At 62.5% G+C, this 4,357-nt stretch carries 4 protein-coding genes; 3 read left to right on the top strand and 1 reads right to left on the bottom strand.

The genetic code is table 11. The features are described from left to right. Window positions 1-567 (bottom strand): TetR/AcrR family transcriptional regulator (locus EOA38_RS29145; RefSeq protein WP_145966108.1); only part of this gene is annotated, 567 nt, incomplete at its 3' end. A gap of 84 nt (window positions 568-651) precedes the next feature. Here EOA38_RS29145 and EOA38_RS29140 point away from each other — a divergent pair. The 3 genes from EOA38_RS29140 (at window position 652) to galE (ending at window position 4,195) form a co-directional block, all read left to right on the top strand. Continuing rightward, on the top strand, window positions 652-1,125 hold the full coding sequence (locus tag EOA38_RS29140) for a carboxymuconolactone decarboxylase family protein (protein ID WP_126094803.1): 474 nt from the start codon (window positions 652-654) through the stop codon (window positions 1,123-1,125). A gap of 875 nt (window positions 1,126-2,000) precedes the next feature. Then, window positions 2,001-3,062 carry a UDP-glucuronic acid decarboxylase family protein gene (locus EOA38_RS29135; RefSeq protein WP_126094804.1) on the top strand — a complete coding sequence of 354 codons (1,062 nt, stop codon included), beginning with the start codon at window positions 2,001-2,003 and terminating at the stop codon, window positions 3,060-3,062. Then, complete coding sequence (gene galE / locus EOA38_RS29130) at window positions 3,059-4,195, top strand: UDP-glucose 4-epimerase GalE (protein WP_126094805.1); 1,137 nt, start codon at window positions 3,059-3,061, stop codon at window positions 4,193-4,195. Before EOA38_RS29135 ends, galE begins: the two co-directional genes overlap by 4 nt. The last annotated feature ends 162 nt before the right edge of the window (window positions 4,196-4,357 follow it).

The raw sequence follows: 4,357 nt of genomic DNA, 5'->3' as shown, positions 1-4,357 counted from the left end.
GAAATGGGCGCCACCCGCCACGACACTTGGGTAATCGCGCGCCAATTCTTCGTCGCTGACCGTGGTGACCGCCGATGGCCCCTTGGCGTAGCCGGCGGTCTCGTCGAGGATGGCGCCCATCAGATAGTAGCCGGCGGCGCGGAACAGGCGGGCGCTGAGCTCGACCCCGAAGCCGCCGTCCTCGAACAGGCCAATGATGGCGTTGAGCTTGGCAAGACAGGGCGGCGAGTTCATGCGGTAGACGACGATGAACGGCGCGAAGGCCGGATGCTCGGTCGCGACGCGGCGGAATTCCTGCATGCCGATACGGGCCCGCTCGCGCCAGGGCAGGCCGTCATCGGGGATCACAAGCCGGCTCATCTGCCGGTCGACCAGCGCCTCGTAGAGATGCGCCTGCGAGGGGAAGTGATGGTAGATGCTCATCGCCTCGCAGCCGAGCGCAGCGGCGAGCTTGCGCATCGAAAAGCCGGAGAGCCCTTCCCTCTCGATCACGTCGAATGCGGCGTCCTCGATCATCTCGCGGGACAGCCGGCCGCGGGTTCGCTTTTTTTTGATCGATGAGTCCATGGCGTCGCTTGACAACTTACACTGTAAGGTTCACGTTCCAAATACCTTACACCGTAAGGCTAACAAAGACCAGAGGAGAAAACCATGTCCGTCCTTCGCATCGTCTCAAATGTGCATTCCTGCCTTCGTTCCGCTTGCCTCATCGCCGCCGCCGGCACACTCGCGGCCATGCTGACCTCGGCGCCGGCGAGCGCCGACGACTACGATGCCACCATCAAGGACATCCAGTCGACGATGGGCGGCGTACCCGGGTTCGTGAAGCAGTTCCCGAAGGCCGGTCTGCCCGGCGCATGGGCGGAGGTCAAGGCCATCGAGCTCAGCGACAAGACGGCACTGCCGCCGAAGGTGAAGTCGCTGATCTCGCTGGCGGTCGCGGCACAAATCCCCTGCAGCTATTGCGTCTGGTCGGACACCGAGAATGCCAAACGCGCCGGCGCCACCGACGAAGAGATCCAGGAGGCCGTCGCCATGGCCGCCTTGACCCGCCACTGGAGCACCATCTTCAACGGCATGCAGGTCGATCTCGCCCAGTTCAAGAAGGATATGGGCGGGGAGTGATGCCGGAGCCACCAACGCAAGGACGTGGCCCGCGAAATCGCAGGCCGCGTCCGTTGCTGAAACGCCTGCGGTCGTCTTGCGACGGCCGCGATGCCGCCGCTCAGCGGGCCGACCGAGCGTTTCCGGAGATCCGGCCATCATCCTGTATTGCTGAAATCGCTTTTCTTTTCTCTGCACTTCCAAGTGGTGGCGCCCTTGCGAGGAGCGTGAAACCACATCGGAATGCTCGAGCTGCAGCGGCGCCGTCCGTCCTTCCTCGCCGCGGCGCCTGGATTCCGCTGTCCTGGAGGCGCGTGCCTATTTGCGACTGAACTCCTCCTCTTCACGGGCTTGTTCTTCGGAGAATCGGAAGATCGAAGAGCAACATAAAGCAACTTCCGAACCTGAAAGACTAGAACGGATCGCGTTTCCGGGCGCTCACCTTGAGGCTTTCGCTGCTGCCGTTCGACGAGCTTTTGCCGGCTCCGCAGTCACTTGGCTCATTACCACGCGAAAACCGGCAAGGCCGAGCCGCTTCGAACCGGCGGACAACCACACAGCGGCCGGCTGATGATTAACCAATCACAAACGTGTGGGGTTAATAGAACTCTAATTTAGTTGACTACATCGCGCGCAGGTATATCTTTGTATGCGTTGGGTGTGCAATTTGGGCGAGCAGTCCGCGGTGGTGGCAACCATAATCGTGGATCGCGACTTTAGGGGCAAAGGGACGCTAAGCGGCAGCAAATAGCCGTACGGCAACGACCCCGCGAACTCAGAAAAAACACATCAGTTGTGGCGATTCCGCACATGCGGAGGGATCGCCGTGATTTGGCCTGGTCGGGCAACGCCGTTGCCCCGGCCCGGACGGGGAATGTGTGCGGTATGAGGGCGCCATGGGCAGGGTCATCAAGGTTCTAAATCTAGACAACAATTCGGGACGGAGGCGTGCCGATCGCGGTCGCGCGCTGGTCGCCGGCGGAGCGGGATTTCTAGGCTCGCATTTGTGCGAGAGGCTGCTCTTCGACGGTTATGAGGTCATCGCGCTGGACAATTTCCATACCGGCAAAAGACACAATCTCGCTGGCATGGCGCACGATGCTTCCTTTACCTGCATCAAGCACGATATCGTCGACGCGTTGCCGGCGGACTTCGCCGTCGACGAGATCTACAATCTCGCCTGCCCCGCTTCCCCGCCGCACTATCAGGCCGATCCGATCCATACGTTCAAGACCAGCGTGCTCGGCTCGATCAACCTTTTGGAACTTGCCAGGCGCCACAAGGCCAAGATCTTCCAGGCTTCCACCTCCGAAGTCTATGGCGATCCGCAGGTGCATCCGCAACCGGAAGGCTATTTCGGCAACGTCAACACGCACGGCCCACGCTCCTGCTATGACGAGGGCAAGCGTTCGGCCGAGACGCTGTTCTTCGACTATTCGAGGACATACGGCATCGATGTCCGCGTCGCGCGCATCTTCAACACCTATGGTCCGCGCATGCAGCCCGATGACGGCCGCGTGGTGTCGAACTTCATCGTCCAGGCGCTGCGCGGCGACGATATCACCGTTTATGGCAGCGGCACGCAGACGCGCTCCTTCTGCTTCGTCGACGACCTGGTCGAGGGCTTCTTGCGCCTGATGAATGCCCCGGTGGCGCCGCTGCACCCGGTCAATCTCGGCAACCCGGTCGAGTTTACCATCATGGAATTGGCCGAGCTGGTCATCGACTATACGAATTCGCGCTCGCGCATCGTGCACCGGCCGCTGCCCGTCGACGACCCCAGGCAGCGCAAGCCCGACATTTCATTCGCCAGACAGCATCTCGGCTGGGAGCCTAAGGTCGCCTTGAGCGAAGGCCTTGCCCATACCACGGCGTATTTCGACACCCTGCTGGGCCGCCGCCGGCCTGTCGCCCCGCGCAGAGTCCACGCGTCTTCCGTCAGGGAGGCGACGGCATGACGACCCGCCGCCCCGTTCTGGTGACGGGTGGCGCCGGCTTCATCGGCAGCCAAACTTGCAAGCTGCTGTCGGCCGCGGGCTACCTGCCGGTGGTCTACGACAACTTAAGCCGTGGCAACCAGACGGCCGTCGCCTGGGGTCCACTGGTCGTCGGCGACATACGCGGCCGCAATTCACTGCAGCGGGCAATCGAAGCCCACAGGCCGCAGGCGATCATCCATTTTGCCGCCCTTGCCTATGTCGGCGAGTCGGTCAGCGAGCCGGCGGATTACTACGCGACCAATGTCGGCGGCACGATCGCGGTGCTGGATGCGGCGCGGGCAAACGGCATCGACAAGGTCATTTTCTCATCGAGCTGCGCGACCTACGGCGTGCCGGAAGCGCTGCCGGTCAGCGAGGCCGCGTCGCAGAAGCCGATCAGCCCCTATGGCCGCAGCAAGCTGATGGGCGAACAGATCATCAAGGACTATGCCTCTGCCTATGGGCTGAAATACGCGATCCTTCGCTACTTCAACGCTTGCGGCGCCGACCCCGAAGGCGAGCTCGGCGAGTGGCACACGCCCGAGACCCATCTCATCCCAAGGGTGCTGATGGCGGCGTCCGGCATGATCGAGGCGATCGAGATCTTCGGTACCGACTACGAGACTGCGGACGGCACCTGCGTGCGCGACTATATCCATGTCAGCGACCTCGCCCGCGCGCATCTCATGGCATTGATGCATCTGGAGGCCGGCGGCGCCAGCCTGGCCGTCAATCTCGGCACCGGCCGGGGCATTTCGATCAAGGAGATCCTCGAAGCTGTCGGCCGCATCACGTCACGGCCGGTTCCGGTCATCTACAAGCCGCGCCGGCCGGGCGATCCGGCCGAGCTTTACGCCGACCCCGGCCTGGCGCGCGAGACGTTGGGCTTCGTGGCCGAACTCTCCGACATCGATGCCATCGTCAGGACAGCCGCGCCCTTCTTCGGGCTCGGGCCGATTGCGAAACCGGAGATTTTCAATGCGTCCGCCGCCGTTTCGCGCGCAAAAGGCGCGCCGCGCGGAAGGGGCGCTACGAAAAAACGCCAGCCCGCGAGGCTGGCAGCCGTCCCTGTGAGTAATGTGTCGGGACGTGGGCTCGCTGAGCTGGGTTGAGGGCTTGTCTCAGCGAGCCTCCAGGTTTGATCCGCTTAAGGCTTGATGCCTTAAAAGCGCGTCGCGCAAAACGAATTCAGGCGACGCGCTTTTAAGTCTTTGTTTTGATGCATGTCGTTCGCCCAAAACCGCTGCGCACTTTTGGGCGACATGCATTAGCGG

Origin of the sequence: Mesorhizobium sp. M1E.F.Ca.ET.041.01.1.1 (genome assembly GCF_003997355.1) — a bacterium.
In the GTDB taxonomy this organism is placed as follows: domain Bacteria; phylum Pseudomonadota; class Alphaproteobacteria; order Rhizobiales; family Rhizobiaceae; genus Mesorhizobium.
This window is presented reverse-complemented; position numbering and strand designations above follow the sequence as displayed.